General features: G+C 72.9%; 6 protein-coding genes. 5 read left to right on the forward strand and 1 reads right to left on the reverse strand.

Annotated elements, in window-relative coordinates; genetic code table 11:
* Positions 1 to 44: 44 nt before the first annotated feature.
* Complete coding sequence (locus tag Vlu01_RS17545) at positions 45 to 2,441, reverse strand: M20/M25/M40 family metallo-hydrolase (protein ID WP_204000671.1); 2,397 nt, start codon at positions 2,439 to 2,441, stop codon at positions 45 to 47.
* Positions 2,442 to 3,071: 630 nt separating this feature from the next.
* On the opposite strand from Vlu01_RS17545, the gene Vlu01_RS17550 reads away from it, so the two are divergent.
* The 5 genes from Vlu01_RS17550 to Vlu01_RS17570 form a co-directional block, all read left to right on the forward strand.
* The gene (locus Vlu01_RS17550) at positions 3,072 to 4,343 is read left to right on the forward strand and encodes an MFS transporter (RefSeq protein ID WP_204000674.1); all 1,272 of its coding nucleotides are present in this window, start codon (positions 3,072 to 3,074) and stop codon (positions 4,341 to 4,343) included.
* Positions 4,340 to 6,940: a lantibiotic dehydratase gene (locus tag Vlu01_RS17555; protein ID WP_204000677.1), complete on the forward strand. Its 2,601-nt coding sequence runs from the start codon at positions 4,340 to 4,342 to the stop codon at positions 6,938 to 6,940. Before Vlu01_RS17550 ends, Vlu01_RS17555 begins: the two co-directional genes overlap by 4 nt.
* Before the next feature lie 48 nt (positions 6,941 to 6,988).
* Positions 6,989 to 7,204: an MbtH family protein gene (locus tag Vlu01_RS17560; protein ID WP_204000679.1), complete on the forward strand. Its 216-nt coding sequence runs from the start codon at positions 6,989 to 6,991 to the stop codon at positions 7,202 to 7,204.
* Between the two features lie 33 nt (positions 7,205 to 7,237).
* A complete protein-coding gene (locus Vlu01_RS17565) occupies positions 7,238 to 15,058 on the forward strand; it encodes a non-ribosomal peptide synthetase (RefSeq protein WP_204000681.1) in 7,821 nt (2,606 codons plus the stop codon).
* Positions 15,055 to 18,205 (forward strand): non-ribosomal peptide synthetase (locus Vlu01_RS17570; protein ID WP_204000683.1); only part of this gene is annotated, 3,151 nt, incomplete at its 3' end. The genes Vlu01_RS17565 and Vlu01_RS17570, both read left to right, overlap by 4 nt.

The following is an 18,205-nucleotide window of genomic DNA, read 5'->3' on the forward strand; positions in this document are numbered from 1 at the left end:
CGGGCAGAGTGTCGGCGAGGGGCAGGCGGGGGACGGATGCCGGGTCACCATTGCCGGGTCACCGCGGCCAGGGTCTGGACGGCCGGCCCGATGGCACCGGTGACGTCGTCGGGCATCGGTGCGTCGAGGGCAGCCGACGGCAACTGCGCGCTCTGGGCCAGCAGCCGTACCCGCAGCGGGGAATCGGTCGGGACGTCGAGCTGGACCTCGGTGCCCTCGACGGGCGCGCCGACGACGGTGAACCCCCACTGCCAGCCGACGTCAGACGGGCGGTTGACGCCGCCGGCGAGCGGTCGCCCGGCGACCCGGGCGGCGCGGACCTCGCCGTCGACGTACACGCCGATGCGGTTGGCGGCGGCGTCGGTGCTACCCACGCGGACTGTGACCGTCCGGGTGGTGCCGGCGGTGCGGTCCGCGACGACGGTGGACCACGGCTCGACCACCGGAACGACCCGGGCTGGGCCACTGCGGTAGGCCGGCGAGTAGAGCAGCGGCAGCGATCCGTCGGGGGCGGTCGGTCGGCCGCCGACGTAGCGGTCGACGAAGGTGTTCGGTGCGGGGTAGGGGCTCAGCCAGGTAGCGATGCCGGCATCGGCATCCCAGGAGTAGATGAGCGACACCTGCCGGGGGTGCCGGTCGTCGACGGGGTCGGTGACCGCGTCACCGACGCCGACGACCAGTCCCGACCCCGCCAGCAGCGCGACCGCCGCGACGCGCAGCCGACGTACGGCGCGCCGCTTCGGTGCCTCACCACCGTCGGCCCGCCCGACCGGTGCCTGCCCCGGACCGGCGCGCGGATCGAGCAGGACGGTGACCGCTGCCACCAGGAGGCCGAGCACGGCCATCGGTACGGCGACCAGGGAGAGCCCGGTCGTCGGAAAGAGCAGCAGCGTCGGCGGCAGCCAGGTCGCGAGCGTCACGGCCGCCGCAGCCGCCCCGGCGAGCCACCGCCGGTGGACGCCGCCCCGGTGGTCGACCGCGAGGGCGACGGTCCCCGCGCCGGCGGGTAGCAGGAAAAGGTAAGCGGCGCCGGGGGCGACGATGAGGGCGGTGGCACCGACCACGGTGGCGAGGACGAGCCCGGCGGCGAGTAGTTCGGGTCCGCGCGCTGCGCGGCGCACCAGGCTGGTGACGGCGAGGGCGATCGCGGCGGCGGCGACCGCGAAGCCGGTGTACGCCAGGAGGGGCGTGTAGGGGTCACCGAGTACGAAACCGACCAGGTCGGGCCGCAGGCGTATCGCCGTCCACCAGCCGGCGGTCCCGGCCAGACCGGCGGCCAGCGGCACGCCGATCAAACCGGCGGCGGCGAGCGCCACCCGGCTGGCCCGGAGCTGTCCGCGCCGGGCGGCGACGACGACGGCCGACGCCACGAGACCTGCTGCCAGCAGCCCCAGACCGTACGCCGCCGTGGTGGGCAGCACGACGAGCCGGTCGAAGACCGGGAAGTAGGTTGAAGGACCAGCACCGAGTACGGCGGGCAGATCGGTGCGCGCGAGTCGGCGTACCGCCGGCAGCACGGAGTCTCCCATGTCCTGCAGGGTCGCCGGGTCGACGGCGGACAGATCGTCGCGAGCGGTGTCGTAGCGGGCTGAACCCCTTACGGGAGCGACGTTCATGCCGGTGTAGCCGGCGGCCCGGAACACGCTGAAATCAGTCTCGTGGGGGAGGAGCCGGTAGACGAGCTCCGCGAGAGAGGTGGCCACGGCGGAGTTGCCGTCAAGCGCCCGGGCCATCGCGAGGTTGTCGTCACCACTTTCGAACATCACGACCGGGCCGGACTGCCCGCGTGACTCCAGGTTGACGATCGCGGTTGAGGCCGGGTCCGGCAGCAGCCCCGTGTCGAGTGCCGCTGCGGCGCCGAGCAGCCCCGCCTCCTCACCGTCGGTGAATATCAGGCGGACGTCGTTGGCCGGGGGCGGGCCGGCGAGGAGGGCTCGCGCGATCTCCAGGGCGGTGGCGAGACCCAGGCCGTTGTCCGAGGCGCCGGGGCCACCGGGCACCGAGTCGTAGTGCGCGACGAGCACGACGGTTCCCCGCGCGTCCCGGCCGGGAATCGTGGCGGACAGGTTCTGTACCCGTCCACAAGCAGGTTCGACGGGACCGGGACGGCAGACGTCGGCGACGTGTCTGGTCGGGCTGACGCCGAGGCCGGTGAGAGTATGGGCCAGGTAATCGCGGGCCGCCTCGGCGCCGGGGCTGCCGGTGGGACGGGGGGCGGTGGCGACGGCTCGGATGTGGGCCATCGCGCGCTCGGCGGAGAACTGGTCGTTGGGCGCCGAGGGCGGCATCGGCCCCGGGGTCGCCACGGACGCCAACGCGGACCAAGCGGCGGCCAGCAGCAGACCGGCACCCACCACGGGGGCGCCCCGCGACACCTTCAGCACGACCACCTCCTCGCTGAGCGCGCCGACACCCAGCCTGCCGGATCGCCGTGTGGTCACATTGTCTAGCAGAACAATTTAGGCCGCGCAATGGTCTCGGAACGCTTCTCGGAAACGGCGTTCCGCATTGACTTTCATTGAAGAGTGAGATATTCCTGCGGCCCCGCGAGCCGTCGTAGCGTACCGTGAGCAATCGACCCCGTGGTGTGATTTCGCCGCTCCGGGCAGAAATTTGGGAGGGGGGCAAACTTAACGCCGATGGTGCGTTGCCAGACCCATCCGGTGGGGCTACTCTACGCCAATGTCGCTGCTGGGACCCCGCTCGACGCTGCGCCGTTTTTCGTCTTATGTGCAGGTAGCATGGCTACCCCGTCGCCCTTCGGGGTGGCTCGCTGTCGTCGTCGCGCCGGTGCCTGAAGTGGCGACCGCGGGCCATGAGGAGCGGACTCCCAAAGATTGGCATAAATGTGCCAATTTGAATCCAGTTAACGGTTGCGGGCAATCTGCCGACCGCGACGTGGCCTTCTCCGCTCCGCCCGTCGCGCAGCTAATGATCTTTTTGTCCAGGCTGCGACTACGGACACCCGAATTCCGGCGGGAACCATTCCTGGGCACCCGCGGCGCGCAGGCCCCGAATCATCCGGTCCGAGGAGGAAAGTCATAGCCCCGGCAGGAGCCACCGCGGACAAGGTGGGCACCGGGCCGTCCGCCGACGCGCCCTCGTCTCGCGGCCGGGGCTTCGGCTTCCTGCTCGCCGGGCAGTCCGTCTCGGCCCTCGGTGACGCGTTCGCCAACGTGGCCATGCCGCTGCTCGTTCTGGCCAGCACCGGATCGGCCACCCAGATGGGTGTGGTCGCCGGGCTTTCCATGGTGGCGCAGTTGGTCGGTGGTGTCCTGGCCGGACCGATCGTCGACCAGGTCGACCGGCGACGGCTGTTGATGGCCTGCGACTGGGCGCAGTTCGCCCTCGCCGGCTCGGTTCCGCTGGTCTGGTGGTTCGCCCCGGCGTCCGTCTGGGACCGGTACGGCATCTGGCTCATCTACGCCGTGGTGGTGGCCAGCAGCATCGCGGTGAGCCTCTCCACGGTCGGCCTGCGAGCGATCATGCCGCAGATCGTCGGCCGGGACCGCCTGGTGCGTGCCAACGGGCAACTGATCACCCTCGGTGAGGTGGCGTACGGTATCGGGCCCGCGCTCGCCGGAGTCGTCATCGCGGCGACCAGTGAGGCCGACGCGATCGGCATCAACGCCCTGACCTTCGGGGTGTCGGCGCTCGCCTGGGCCTTCGTCCGGCCGCGTATCGCCGCCCGGATCACTGCCGGCGCCGTCGACGAGTCCACCCCGGTACCCCTGGCCGGGCGCCTCGCCGGCCTCCGGTTCATCCTGGCCCACCCCTTCCTGCGGCACCTGGTCGCCCTCGAACTGGTCAACGGCATGCTCATCGCCGGCACCACCATGCTGTTCATCTACTACCTGCGTACCGATCTCGGTGTCGGCAGTGGTCAGATCGGCCTGTTGCTGAGCCTGGCCAGCGTCGGTGCGATCCTGGCGGCGGTCAGCACCGGCGCGCTGCGGCGACTCCTCGGCGTCGGACGGGCGTGGCTGCTGAGTGTGGCCGTGCAGGGGGTCGCGCTGGCCACCGTCAGCCTCGGCGGTTCGATCTGGATGGTGGCCCCGCTCGCCGTCGTCTTCGCGTACGGGCAGGTGGTGGCCGCGATCCTTGGCACCACACTGCGGCAGGAGGTGACCCCCGACCCGCTGCTGGGACGGGTGTCGGCCGCCGTGCTGACCGTCTTCCTCGCCACCGAGGCGCTGGGCATCGTCCTGGTCAGCGCCGCGGCCGACCGGTTCGCCACGACCACGGTCTTCGTCGTGGTCGGGCTGCTCAACCTCCTGGTGGCGCTGGCCGGTCTCGGCACCCCGCTGTGGCGCACACGGTCGGCACGTCAGGAGGCATCGTGAGGATCACCGGGCTACCTCCGCACCTGGCCGACCTGGCCTCGGACGAGTGGGCGATCTGGCGCTGGTCCTGCCTCCGCTCGGCCGGCTTCCCGCTGACCCGGCTGGCCCCCCTCTCCGACGCTGCGGCGGCGGCCGCCGCCGACCGGCTCAACGGCGCACGCGACGACGAACGACAGGCCCGCAGCCGGGCGTTGGCTGTCGTCCGGGGTTGCCTCGACGACCTGCGTGAGTCCGACGACTGGGATTCACCGCTGCGCCGCCCGCTGTTGAACGCCATCAAGGCACTGCACCGCGGCAAGCCACTGCCGGAAGGTCTGCCGCCGGAGGTCGTCGCCGCGGTCGACGTCCTCGATGCCGCCCGGCGGGCCACCAGCCAGGCCAGTGCCGAACTCGACCGCACCTGGGGCGAGGCGCAGGCCCGGACCTCCGCCGCCACCGCCGATCTGGTGGCCGACGACCGGATCGCCGAGGCGATCGTCTGGCAGAACCGGGAGGCGTTCCAGACCGTCGTCGTCCCGCTGCGGCGCGACGGAGCCGGCGGGTCGTACAACCAGACCCGACGGCGGCGTGAGGAACTCATCGCCCGCTACGCGCAGCGTTACTGCGCCAAGAACGACAGCATCGGCTTCTTCGGCCCGATCAGTTGGGCGCGTTTTCTCGACACGGGGCCGGCGCTGACCGCCGTGTCCGGTCCGGGACTGATCCGGGACCGCCGGGTCAACTGCGAGCAGTGGGGGATCGACGCGCTGGCCGAGGCGATTGGGGCGCTCCCGAACGCCCGGCGGTGGGCCCGCCCCCGTGTGCTGCCCTTCGCGCACCGCACCGAGGACGTCGTGCAGGCCTCCGGGTCACCCCCGATCCACCTGTCGCCGGGGCAGGTCGCCGTCCTCGCCGCCTGCGACGGCCAGCGGTCGGCCCGCGACGTGGCCGCTCTGGCCTTGGCCGCCGGTGACCAGGCTTTGCGGGACGAGGAGGAGGTGTACGCCCTCCTCGCCGATCTGACCAACCGGGGGATCACGGAATGGCATCTGGAGGTGCCCTTCGTCGCCACCCCCGAGCGTGAACTGTCCGCCCTGCTGGACGGGATCGACGACGACCGTCTCCAGCCGGTCGCCCGGCGGATGCTCCAGGTCTACCAGAGCGCGATCGGCGCGGTCGCCGCCAGTGCCGGCACGGTCGAGCCGCTCTACCGCAGCCTGGAGACAGCGGAACGAATCTTCACCCGGCTCACCGGCCAACCCGCCGTACGTGGACACGGGCAGATGTACGCCGCCCGGGCAATCGTCTACGAGGACTGCACACGCGACCTCGACGTCGACCTCGGCCCGGAGATCCGCACCGAACTGGGCGTTGCCCTCGTGCCCCTGCTCCAGAGCCTGCGATGGTTCAGCGTGCGGGCCGCCCAACTGGCGCACACCGGACTGCTCGACCTTTTCCACGAGCTGCGGGCGGGCAGGCCGGAGAGCTACGTGCCCGCCGCCCGGTTGTGGCAGGTGCTGCCACGGCTCTTCCCCGGCCTCGGCAGCGACCGGCAACAACCTGCCCCCTTCATCACGAACCTGCGGGACGAGTTCCAGCGTCGCTGGGAACAGCTGCTCGACCTCGACTCGGGGGAGCGGGTCGTCCATCGCGACGCCGCCTCGGTCCGGGAGGCCGTGGCGCGGGTCTTCCCCGCCGAACGGCCAGGCTGGGGCTACGCGCGCTACCACAGCCCGGACGTACTTGTCGCCGCAGCCGACGTCGCAGCCGTTGAACGCGGCGAGTACACCCTCGTGCTTGGCGAGATGCACGCGGTCAACAACACCCTCGCCGCCGCCGGGTTCGCCGACAACCACCCCGACCCGGGCGAGCTGTCCGGGTACACCGCCTGGGACCTGCCCACCCAGGTGGTGGCCACCGTGGCACCCCGGGGGTGGCCCGGCATCACCTCGAGCACGCGCGACGCCCTGCGCCGCCCGACCGACCTCCAGCTACTGATGTCACACGAGTTCGCCGATCCGTCGGTGCCGGTGGAGAACCAGGTCGCGATCAGTGACCTGGTCATCGAGGAAGTCGACGGCGTGTTGCGGGCCCGTACCTTCGACCGGCGGATCGACCTGCCGGCGGTGGAACTGGTCGGCGAACTGCTCTCCACGAACGTCGTCGACGTGTTCGGCCTGACCATCGGCCGGTCACACACCCCCCGCGTACAGATCGGTCGGTTGGTGGCGCAGCGCGAATCCTGGCGCTTTCCGCTGGCTGAACTACGTCACCTCGCCGGTGACGGCGAGGTGAACCGGTTCGTCGCGTCGCGCGGGTTCGCCCGGGACCACGACCTGCCGGAGCAGGTCTTCGTCAAGCTGCCCACCGAGCAGAAGCCGCTCTACCTCGACTTCACCAGCCCGATCCTGGTCAACGTCATGGTCAAGGGGCTGCGCCGCGCCCTCGAGCACGGGCCGGCCGATGGCTCCGCGACGTTCACCGAGATGTTGCCCACCGCCTCGCAGAACTGGCTACGCGACGGCGACGGGCAGCCGTACACCAGTGAGTTCCGCACCGTGATCGTAGACCTAGCCGGCCGCGACGATCCGGCGGCGGACGCCGCGGCGCGCGGCTGACGACGAGACCCGACCCGCAGCGAAAGCCGAGCGAGAGGACAGCAGCGCATGGAACCCGATGAGGACCGCACGATTTACCGCGCGGTGGTCAACGACGAGGAGCAGTACTCCATCTGGCCGGCCGACCGGGATCTCCCCCCGGGGTGGCGGGACGCCGGACGGACCGGGCCGAAGGCGGACTGCCTGGCGTACATCGCCGAGGTGTGGACCGACATGCGCCCGTTGAGCCTGCGCCGCCGGCTCGCGGCGCAGGGCGGCGAGTAGTCGGCCGGACAGCACGCGGACGCGAGGAGCGGCATGGCACCCCACGGTGGTACCGAGGTCGGCGACACGCTTGTCGACCTGTTGACGTCCCGTACCGGCAGCGACCGGGGCTACACCTACCTGTCCGGGGCCGACCGCCACCGGCTCGGTTTCGCGGACCTCGACCTTCGGGCCCGGGCGATCGGTGCGGAACTGCTCGCCCGGGGTCTGCGCGGTGAGCGGGTGCTGTTGGTCTACCCGCCCGGTCTGGAGTACGTCTCGGCGTTCTTCGGCTGCCTGTACGCGGGCGTGGTGGCGGTTCCGGTCTTTCCGCCGGACCCGGCCAGGCTGGAACGCAGCCTGCCCCGGCTGATCGCCGTCGCCGTCGACGCTGCCCCCGCCGCCGCCCTGACCACCGAGGACCTGGTGGACCTCGGCACCGGTCTGGCCACCCTGGCCGAGGTCCCGGCACTGACCTGGATCGCCACCGATGCGCTGCCCGACTCGGCCGCCGCCGACTGGCGCCGACCGCCGATCACCCCCGCTACGACCGCCTTCCTCCAGTACACCTCCGGGTCGACGACCACCCCCCGAGGCGTTGTCGTCAGCCACGCCAACCTCTGCCACAACCTGGAGTTGATCCGCTCGTCGTTCGGGACCCACCGCCGGTCCCGAGGGATGAGCTGGCTGCCGCTCTACCACGACATGGGACTGATCGGTGGCATCCTGCAACCGCTCTACGTGGACTTCGACATGGTCCTCGCCTCCCCGCTGGAATTCCTCACCGACCCGTTGGGCTGGCTGGACACCATCACCGCGCAGAGCATCACCGCCAGCGGCGGCCCGAACTTCGCCTACGACCTCTGTGTCCGCCGCTTCGACCCGGAGCGCTGCGCGGATCTCGACCTCAGCGGCTGGCAGGTCGCCTTCAGCGGGTCGGAGCCGATCCACGCCGGAGTGCTCGAAAGGTTCGCGGCGACCTTCGCGCCCTACGGCTTCCGGCCGACCGCCTTCCTGCCCTGCTACGGGCTGGCGGAGGCCACCCTCATCGTGACCGGCGCGCCCGCCGGGCAGGGCGCCGTCCATCACCAGGTCGACCCCCGGGCACTCGCCGCGGGCCTGGCCCGGTCACCCCGCGACGACGACCCGGCGACCACCCTGGTCAGTTCCGGCCGGCCGCTGGGCGACCAGATCGTCGCGATCGTCGATCCGGTCACCGGCGCCGAACGCGGCGACGGGCAGGTCGGCGAGATCCAGGTCCACGGGCCGAGCGTCTGTGCGGGCTACTGGCGTACGCCTGCGGGACACGCGGGGTTCGTCGAGCGGGCCGGCCGCAGCTTCCTGCGTACCGGGGATCTCGGCTTTTTGCTCGACGGGGAACTCTTCGTCACCGGTCGGTCCAGCGACGTCATCGTGGTGCGGGGCCGCAACCTCTACCCGCAGGACATCGAGCTGACCGCCGTCACCGCGGCGGTCGGGGTCCGGCCGGGCTGTGTCGCCGCCTTCCCGGTGACCGTCGAGGAGACCGAAGGGGTCGTGGTGGTCGCCGAGCGGCACGCGGATGCCGTACCGGCCGACGCCGAGGCGGCCCACCGGATCCGGCAACTCGTCGGCACCGTCCACGACGCTCCGGTCCACGAGATCGTCTTCGTCTCCCGGGGGACCGTTCCCAAGACCTCGAGCGGGAAGACGCAACGCCGGGAGACCGCCGCCCGGTACCGTGCGGGCACCCTCGACGTCGTCCACCGCGACGCCGGCGGGCCGGCGGTCACCGAGCCGCCCGCGGGCGACGCCGGGCCGCTCCTCCGGCCCCGCACCGCCGCCGAACTGGCCGAGCACCTGATTGGGCTGATCGACCGGGCCACCGGCGGCGGCACCGGGCAGATCACCGCCGCGGACCGGCTCGACGCGTTGGGACTGGACTCCCTCGCCTCGGCGCAACTGCTGCACGACCTCGAACGTCTCACCGGCGTCCACCTTGACCTGCGCGGCCTGCTCCAGCCCCGGTCGATCGCCGACCTCGCGGAACAGCTCGCCGGCCGGCTCACCGACCGGGAGGCCGGCCCGGCCGACGACGACAGCGTCACTCCGATCTCCCCCGGCGTGGAGGCGCTGTGGTATCTGCACCGGCTCGACCCCACGTCGACCGCCTACCACCTGTCGAGGGCGTTCACCATCGACGGAGGAGTACCTGACGCGGACGCCCTCGACCGGGCGCTGCGCCGGTTGCTCACCCGGCATCCGGCGCTACGCACCTGCTACCCCGAGCGGGACGGCGCTCCCGTGGCTGCCGAGGCGGAACTACCGCCCCGGCTGCTCGACGAGGTGACCTGCGCCCCCGCCGACCTTGACGCCGTCCTCGCCAGCCGGGCCCGGGAACCGTTCGACCTGGCCCGGGGCCCCCTGGTGCGGGCCTGCCTGTTCACTCCGACCGCCGGCCCTCAGGTGCTGTTGCTGGCCGCGCATCACATCACGATGGACCTATGGTCGGCGGCGGTCCTCCTCGACGAGCTACGCCGGATCTACCCGGCCGAGGTGACCGGTGCGACGGTCGACCTGCCAGAGCCGGGTGACCACCGGCGGGCCGTGCGCCGGATCGTCGCCACCCCGGCCCGCCGGGACGAGTCGCGGCGGTACTGGGCCGGCGCGCTCGTCGGCGACCCGGCCGCGCTCACCCTGCCGGCCCCGACCGGCGACAGCACCGAGCGGGCGACGCCGACGACGATCCGGGGCGTGCTGACGGGGCCGGTCGTCGACCGGGTCACCGCACTGGCCGTGAGCGCCCGCACCACCCCCTACGTGGTGCTGCTCTCCGCCTTCCAGGTGCTGCTGCACCGATTCACCGGTCAGACCGACCTGCTGGTGGGATCACCGGCCGCGCTGCACCGCGACGCCGCCTCCGCGGCGACCGTCGGCCACCTGCTCAACACCGTGGTGCACCGGGCCGACCTGAGCGGCAACCCCACCTTCACCGACCTGCTCGCGACGAACGCGGCCCGCGTCGCCGCCGCCCTCGATCACCGCGACCACCCTTACGCGGAGGTGGTCCGCGATCTGCGGGCCGCCGGTGGAAACGGATCGGCCCTCCCGGTCCAGGCGATGTTCGTGCTGGAGCAGGCGCCCGGCGGAGCGGCGGTCGCCGCACTGGCGATGGAGGACCCGGCCACCCCGCTGGCGCTCGGCGCGCTGCGCCTCACCCCCCGGCCGCTGCCCCGCCACGCCGCCACCGCCGACCTGGTGCTCCGGGCCGCCCCGGTCACCGGCCGCCTGCTCCTCGCCTGGGAGTACGAGCCGACGGCGGTGCTGGCCAGCGCCGTCGACGACCTAGCCGCCGGGTACGAACTGCTGCTCACCGCGCTGACCGAACGGCCCGACCGGCCGATCGGCGCGCTGCCGGCGACCACCCGCCCGGAGAACGCCAGGTGGACGGCGCCCGAGGTGCTGTCACCCCCGACCGACGTACGACTGCACGAGTTGATCCTCGCCCACGCCACCCGGACCCCGCAGGCCGTGGCGGTCCGCTGTGGTGACACCGCCCTCAGCTACGCCGCCCTGGACGCGGGCAGCGCCGGGCTGGCCGGGCGGCTGCGGGCCGCCGGGGTGGGGCCGGGTCACCGGGTCGGCATCCACCTGCCCCGCTCACCGCAGGCGATCGTCGCCATCCTGGCCACGCTGCGCGCCGGTGGCGCGTACGTCGCCGTCGACCCGGCCGCCCCGACGGCCCGCGTACGCCACATTCTGGGTGACGCCGGCATCACCGTGCTGGTCACCGACCTCCCGGTGCCCGACGGCGGTCCGGCCGCCCCGACCGTGCTGCGGCCCGACGGGCCGGACGGGGACGGGCGGGGCGCGGACGGGGACGGACCCCGGCCGGGCCCCGACGACCTGGCCTACGTGATGTACACCTCCGGTTCCACCGGCCGGCCGAAGGGCATCGAGGTCAGCCACGACAACCTGCTCCACTCCACGTTCGCCCGTGTCGGCTACTTCCCCGACCGGGTGCGCAGCTTCCTGCTCATCTCCTCGCTCGGCTTCGACAGTTCGGTGGCCGGTCTCTTCTGGACCCTGCTCGAAGGCGGCACGCTGGTGCTTCCCGACCCGGAGCGGGACCAGGACCCGAGTCACCACCGGGAACTGCTGCACCGGCATCGGGTGTCGCACTTCGAGAGCGTGCCGTCGCTCTACCTCGAGCTGCTCGACCTGCTTCCCGCCGGTCACCTGTCCGAGCTGCGGTCGGTGGTGCTCGCGGGTGAATCCTGCCCGACCACCGTCGCCGACCGGCACCGCGAGGTGCTGCCGCAGGCCCGGCTGGTCAACGAGTACGGGCCGACCGAGGCAACCGTGTGGTGCACCGCCTACCGGGTGGACGGCTCCTCGACCCGGCCGACACTGCCGATCGGCCGACCGGTGGGGCACTACCGGATCTACCTCCTGGACGGGTACGGCCACCCGGCGCCGGCCGGCACCGTCGGGGAGATCCACATCGGTGGTGCGGGGGTGGCCCGGGGCTACCACGACCTGCCGGCCGCCACCGCCGAGCGGTTCCTCCCGGACCCGTTCGGCGACGTGCCCGGAGCCCGCATGTACCGCACCGGGGACCTGGGCCGGCGACTGCCCGACGGGAACATCGAGTTCGTCGGCCGGGCCGACATGCAACTCAAGATCAGGGGGGTCCGGATCGAGCCCGCCGAGATCGAGGCGGCGCTGACCGACCATCCGACCGTCGCCGCCGCCGTGGTACGCGGGATCGAGGGCCTCGACCGGAACCACGCCCTCGTCGCCTACCTGGTCGACCGCAACGGTGCCGAGCGGGCCGACGACCATACACTTCGGTCCTTCCTGCGCGGCCGTGTTCTGCCGGCGATGGTCCCGGCGGTCTTCGTGCACCTCGACGAACTGCCGCTCACCCGGCACGGCAAGGTCGACCTCACCGCCCTGCCGGCGGTGACCGTGGCCCGTCCCACCTCGGCACCCCCGCCGGCCGACGACCAGGTCGCCACCCTCGTCGCCACCCTCGTCGCCGATCTCCTGGGGGTGGAGCGGGTGGGCCGCGACGACGATTTCTTCGCCCTCGGCGGGCACTCGTTGCTGGTCACCCGGCTCACCGCCCGCCTGCGCGCGATCTTCGGGGTGGAACTCGAGCCCCGTGCGGTCTTCACCGACCCGACCGTCACGGGCCTCGCCGCCGAGGTGCGGCAACGGCTGACCGACGACGTGCTGGCCGACGCGGGACCGGTGCGCCGCGTCGATTCGGAGCCGGCCCCCCTGTCGTACACCCAGCAGCGGCTGTGGTTCCTCAACGAACTGCTGCCCGGCAACGTGGCGTACCACATCCCGGTCGCGGTCCGGCTCCGCGGCGAACTCGACCACGCCGCCCTGAACGCCGCGCTGACCGGTGTCGCCGCCCGGCACGAGTCGCTGCGAACCACGTTCCGGCTGGTCGGAACCACACCCGTGCAGTGGGTCGACCCGCCCGCGCCGATCCGGGTGCCGGTCAGCGAGGTGCCGGCGGACGACCGGCCCGGTCGACTGGCCGAGGCACTGGCGGCGCATGCGCGTACCCCCCTCGACCTGGCGACCGGTCCCCTGTGGACGGCTCGGCTGTTCCGGCTCGACCGCACCGAGCACGTGCTGTCGATCGTCCTGCATCACAGCATCGCGGACGGCTGGTCGTTGGCCGTCCTGACCGACGAACTGGCCACCGCGTACCCGGAGCTGCGCGCCGGCCGACCCGACCCGGGGCCCACTCCGCCGGTGCAGTACCCCGACTTCGCCGCCTGGCAGCGCGCCGCGCTGACGCCGGAGTCGCTGCGCCCACACCTGCAGCGCTGGACCCGGGTGCTGGCCGACGTGCCGCCGCAGCGGCTGCCCACCGACCGGCCCCGCCCGGCGGTGCAGAGCTTCGCAGGGGCGGTCCTGCCGTGGCAGCTTGACCCGGCGACGACCGCAGCGGTGCGCGAGGTCGCGCAGCAGGGCCGGGCCACCGTGTTCATGGTGCTGCTGAGCGCCTTCGGGCTGGTCCTCGCCGGCCACAGCGACGTCGACGATGTCGTGGTCGGCTCCCCGATCTCCGGTCGCAACCGGGTCGAGACCGAGCAGCTCATCGGGTTCTTCGCCAACACGCTGCCGCTACGGCTGGACCTGTCCGGCGACCCCACCTTCACGGAGCTGACCGGCCGGGTCCGGGAGACCGTACTGGACGCCTCGCTGGGGCAGGACGTGCCGTTCGAGCTGCTGGTCGAGTCGGTGCAGCCGGACCGGGACCTGGGCCGCAACCCGCTGTTCCAGGTGGTGTTCGCCTGGCAGAACGCGCCCCGGCCGCACCTGCGCCTGGGCGACCTCGACCTGGAGCTGCTCGACGTGACCACCGGTACGGCGAAGTTCGACCTGACCGTGTCGTTGTGGGAGGAGGGCGACCTGATCCGGGGCACCGTCGAGTACAACCGGGATCTCTTTGACGAGTCCACGGTCGCCGGGCTCGGCGGGGAACTGGTCGCGCTGCTACGCCGAGCCACCGATGACCCGACTCTGCCGGCGAGCGTGCTGACCCGTGCTGCGGATCCGGCACCGTCCGTGGCCGGCGCGACGGCACGGACCGCGGACTGGACGATCGACGGGTTGCTCGCCGACGGCGTCCGGCACGGCGGGAGGTCAACCGCCGTGCTTACCGGCGCCGGCCGGACCAGCTACGCCGACCTGGCAGGGCTGGTGCGGAAGCGGGCCGCCGAGCTGCGCAGCACAGGGGTGACCGCGGGCAGCAGAGTCGGCTCGTGCGACGGCTCCGACCTCGAGCGGCTGGTGACCCTGCTGGCGGTGCTGGCCCTCGACGCCACCGTGGTACCCATGCCCGCCGAGCGCCCGGGGTGGTGGCACGACCAGGTCATCGGGGACGCCGCACCCACCGCGCTGAGCGGCCCGGACGGGGTACGCGCCGGGCCCGCACCGGTGGGGGAGCCGGAGCCCGGCGCGGCATGGCTGCGCTACTCCACCGCCGGTACCCGCCACCAGCTTCTCCGGTACGCCGCGCTCCGGCGGGCCGTTCCCGCCCTGCACGCGGAACTGGGTGTCGGCCCCGCCGACCGGCTCCGGATCGACGGCGCGACGGACGCACCGGAGACGGTATGGACCGCCCTCGTCGCGCTGAGCGCGGGGGCGACGCTGCTCCTCGGCGACACCGGCGAACCGACCGTCGCTTTCGGCCGGGCCGCCGATCCGACCGCTCCCGGCATCCGCGTGGTACACACCGGAGACCGGCCGCCGGCCACGCCGACGGCATTCTTCGTCCCGCTGGACCCCGGCAGCGGGGAGCCGTCGAGCGCGTTCACCCGGGACGCCGACGGCCGGTGGCTCGGACATCCGCTGCCCGGCTGCTCCCTGATCGTCCAGGACCGGTTCGGGCAGCCCGCCGGTGCCCGCCGCAGGGGCACGGTGCACCGGGTCGACGGCGGCGAACCCACCGGAGTCCTCGCCCGGGTCCGCGACGACGCACGACTGGAGTGGCTCGGCTCCACCGTGGACGACGGCGGGTCCGACGGCGAGGAGGTGCCGTACGTGCCACCCCGCGACCCGGTCGAGGAGGTGCTGGTCGAGGTCTGGCAGTCGGCGCTCGCCGACGACGACGACCTCGGGGTGCACGACGACTTCTTCGCCCTCGGCGGGCACTCGCTGCTGGCCACCCAGATCATCGCCGAAGTACGGGAGATCTTCCAGGTGGACGTGCCGCTGCGGATCTTTTTCGAACAGCCCACCGTCGAGGGCCTCGCGGCGGCACTGACCGCCAGGGAGGCCAGCCCGGGTCAGACCGAGCAAATTGCCCGGATCTGGCAGCAGGTGCAGGACGAGCTGACCGACGAGGACCTGGTGGGCGCGCCGTGACCGGGCCGACGCGCCGACGCGCCGCGCCGACCCCCGAACAGCGTGCCCGTTTCCAGGCCCGCCTGCGCGACGCCGGAGTTGCGGTCCGGTCGGTCGGGCCGACCGCCGACCCGGACCGCGGCCGGCGGTTCCCGCTCACCGACGCGCAACTGCGGTTCTGGCTTCTCGAACAGATCGACCCGGGCAACCCCGCCTACCACATGGCCGTCCCGGTCCGCCTGCGCGGACACCTCGACGTCGCGGCTCTGCACCGTGCGGTGCGGATGCTGGTCGTGCGGCACGAGGCGCTGCGGACGGTGTTCGGCGCCGCCGATGGCACTCCGTGGCAGCGGGTCGTCGCCGACCCCGCGGTGGAGCTGACCGTCGACGACCTGGGCCGGCACGACCCGCCGGAACGCGACCGGGCGGCCGAACAGATCGCCACGGCGGAGGCGACCGCCGCTTTCCACCTCGGCACCGGTCCGCTGCTGCGGGTCCGTCTGGTCCGGCTCGCCGAGGACCGGTACGACCTGCTGATCACCATGCACCACATCGTCGGCGACGGCTGGTCCGTGGCGATCGTGGTACGGGAACTGTCCGAGTGCTACACCGCGGTGGTCGAGGACCGGGAACCCCGGTTGGTGCCCCTGCCGGTGCAGTATCCCGACTGGGCACTCTGGCAGCGCCGACAACTCGACAGCAACGCGCACGACCCCGCGCTGGCGTACTGGCGGGAGCGGCTGGCCGACGTCACGCCGCTCGGCCTGCCACACGACGCCGCCCGGCCGGTCACCCGGACGTTCAACGGGGGACAACAGGAGTTCCACCTCGACGAGGGGACGGCAGCCGGCATCCGCGCGCTCGGTCAACGGGCCGGGGCCAGCCCGTTCGTGGTGCTGCTCGCCGCACTGGCCGTACTGCTGAGCCGCCAGACCGGGCGACGTGACCTGCTGATCGGCACCCCGGTGGCCGGCCGTGACCACCCCGACACTGCGCCGCTGATCGGCTGTTTCCTCAACCTGGTGGCGCTGCGCTGTGATCTGCACGATGACCCCAGCTTCGGCGACGTCATCGACCGGGTTCGGCAGGAGACGCTGCGCGCGTTCGAACACCAGCAGGTGCCCTTCGAGCGGGTCCAGGCCGAACTGGGTCGCTCCGGCGACCTGGACCGCGCTCCCCTGTTCGAGGTACTGCTGAACATGGTCAACGTGCCGGCGGCGGTGGCCGAGATGCCGGGCGTGGTCGCGGAGTTCGGCGAGCCGCAGAACGTCGGCGCGAAGTTCGACCTCACGGTCTACGTGCAGGAACATCCCACCGGCTACCGGCTGTCGGTGCTCTACAACACCGATCTGTTTCACGCTGACCGGATCGCGGCGCTGATGCGACAGTGGCAGACCGTCCTGCGGCAGGGAGTCGCCGATCCGCGTCGTCAGGTCGACCTGATCGACCTGCGCGATGTGTCCGCCGGCCCGTCGGTCGAACGGGCCGTCCCGGCCGCGACGCCCGCACCCACCGTACCGGCTCAGGTGGCCCTCGCCGTGACCGCGCGTCCCGAAGCCGTCGCGGTCTCCGGCCGTGGCGTCGACCTGACCTACGGTGAACTCGACCATCGGGCCGGCCAGGTGGCCAACCGGCTACTCCGGGCCGGGTTGCGGCCCGGCGACCGGGTGGTCGTGCTGGCGCGGCGTACCCCGGAACTGCCGGTGGCGCTGCTCGGCACCTGGCGGGCCGGCGGCGTCTGCGTGGTGCTCGACGCTGGTGCTCCGGAACTGGCCCTGGCCGCCTGCGTCGACGTCGCCGCACCGGTCGCCGCGCTCGGCTGCGGGACGGTCGCGACGGTCCTGCCGGGCGACGGTCTGCCGGTGATCCGGCTCGCCGACGGTCCGCGATGGCTGCTGACCGACGAGCCGGCGGCAGACCGGGAGGTCGTGGTCGCCCCCGATGACCCGGCGTACCTGGCCTTCACCACCGGCACCACCGCCCGGCCGCGGGCCGTGCTGGGCACACACGGGCCGCTGGGGCACTTTCTCCGGTGGCAACGCGAGCGCTTCGCCCTCACCGTGGCGGACCGGACGGCGCTGCTCGCCGGGCTCGGCCACGACCCGCTGCTGCGGGACCTCTTCGCCCCGCTGGCCGTCGGTGCCACCCTCTGCCTGCCGCCTGGCGACGACCTTGCCGAGATCGCAGACCTCGCCGGGTGGCTGCACGAGTCCGCGGTGAGCGTCGTGCACATCACCCCGGCGCTGGCCACGATCCTGGCGGCCACGGCACCGGCCGGGCTGCGACTGCCGCTACGACTGGTTTTCCTCGGCGGCGACCTGCTCACCCGCGATGTGCTGGCACGACTGCGGAGGGTGGCCCCGGACGCGGCCCTGCTGAACGTCTACGGGGCCACTGAGACACCCCAGGTGATGAGCTGGCACGACACCGGCCGGGACCAGCGTGACCCGGTGCCGGTGGGGGTCGGCGTCGACGGTGTGCGCCTGTCGGTGCACGACCGGCACGGCCGGCCGTGCGGCGTCGGTGAGCTGGGCGAGATCGTGGTGCGGACCCGGCACCTCTCCCTCGGCTACGCCGGGGATCCGGCTGCCACCGCCGACCGTTTCCGACCCGACCCCGACGGGTCCGGGACCCGCCTCTTCCGCACCGGAGACCTGGGCCGGATCGGGCCGGACGGGGTGGTGGAGTTTGCCGGGCGGGCGACGACCGCCAAGATCCGGGGGATCCGGGTCGAGCCGGCCGAGGTGGAGGCTACCCTGCGGGACCATCCGCAGGTGGCCGACGTCGGTGTGCTGGTCACCGGGACCGGGCCGGACGCCGCGCTGGTCGCGTGCGTGGTGCCGGCCGGCGGGGACGGGATCGACCCGGCCGCGCTCGCCGCCTGGTTCGGGCAGCGGACGGCCTCCGGCCTGGTGCCGGACCGCGTCGTCGTGGTCGACGCCCTGCCCCGGGCCGGCTCGGGCAAGCTCGTCCGATCCCGACTGGCCGGGCTGATACCGGCCGACGCGGCACCGGCAGTGCCGGCGCCACCGGTGGGGGAGACGGAGCAACTCGTCGCCGAAGAGGTGGCGACGCTGCTCGGTCACCCGGTGACGGGCCGGGAGAGCTCCTTCTTCGGGCTCGGCGGGGACTCGGTGCGGGCGATGCAGCTTGCGGGGCGGTTGCGTG

Origin of the sequence: Micromonospora lutea (genome assembly GCF_016863535.1) — a bacterium.
Classification (GTDB): Bacteria; Actinomycetota; Actinomycetes; order Mycobacteriales; family Micromonosporaceae; genus Micromonospora; species Micromonospora lutea.

Coding starts and splice junctions, on each gene's coding strand:
- Vlu01_RS17560 (WP_204000679.1), top strand. CDS start 6,989: ATGGAACCCGATGAGGACCGCACGATTTACCGCGCGGTGGTCAACGAC.
- Vlu01_RS17565 (WP_204000681.1), top strand. CDS start 7,238: ATGGCACCCCACGGTGGTACCGAGGTCGGCGACACGCTTGTCGACCTG.